Source organism: Mesorhizobium sp. M0923, assembly GCF_040319365.1.
In the GTDB taxonomy this organism is placed as follows: Bacteria; Pseudomonadota; Alphaproteobacteria; order Rhizobiales; family Rhizobiaceae; genus Mesorhizobium.
Map to the genome: position 1 here is coordinate 1 of NZ_JAMYNW010000065.1, position 856 is coordinate 856.

Genomic DNA, 856 nt, shown 5'->3' on the forward strand with positions numbered 1-856 from the left:
AGTGCACCGCTTGCGGGCCGACTACGCGGGTGATCTTCTGTCGGAAGGTATATCCCAGACTGTCGGCCGCATCATGCTGGCCGCGATCGACGGCCAGGTATGCGGGCCGAAGGACTTCCGACAGATAGCCGCCGTGGTAAAAGCTCAGTCCGACCATCGCAGCGATCGTCGGCGAGAAGAAATCTGCGGAGCCGAACAGGGCCACCAATAGGGGGAGCCCGTAGAACGCGACGAACAACTGGAGGACGACGGGAACGCTGCGGGCATAGGACACGTAGAGGTCGGTGAGGTGGCTGACCACTGGTATCCTGCGAATCCGCAATGTTGTCGCAACGAGCGCCAAGCAAAAGCCGACCAACATGGCGGTAAACGTGATAGCGAGCGTCAGCGGCAATGCCGAGAGCAACTCGGGAATCATAGCAGAAACATCCACTTTGAAACGCTCCTTCTTGCAATTCAGCCTTACCGCTGGCTATCGCTACATGGTTGGGAAAAGGTCCTGTTACTTCATGTATTTGACGATGTCCTCGCCGAACCATTTCTGCGAGAGCTTTTCGATCGTGCCATCGTCTTTTAATTCCTTGAGAACCTTGTTCACATCGTCGGCTAAAACCTTGTTTTCGTCCGACCTATGAATCAGCATGTAGGTGTTGTTGCTGAAGACCGGATCGGACGCCACGATATCGAGCTTCTTTTCCTCGATGACGGTCTGCTCACCGAGATTCGAAGGCAGAACAAGCGCGTCGAATTTGCCGTTCTGAACTTCGTCCAGTCGGTTGGGATAGGGAATACCGGCGCTCGATGCCGTAACATCAAGCTTGTATTGTGGATTTTCTTTTTGCCAGTTCATGATGAA

Annotated in this window: 2 protein-coding genes; both read right to left on the bottom strand. The window is 54.1% G+C overall.

Annotation, left to right across the window (positions count from 1 at the left end; translation table 11 throughout):
- On the bottom strand, nucleotides 1–433 hold a 433-nt coding region (locus NKH89_RS35655), incomplete at its 3' end, for an ABC transporter permease subunit (protein WP_352912046.1).
- 69 nt (nucleotides 434–502) lie between these two features.
- Nucleotides 503–856 (bottom strand): transporter substrate-binding domain-containing protein (locus NKH89_RS35660; RefSeq protein ID WP_352912049.1); only part of this gene is annotated, 354 nt, incomplete at its 5' end.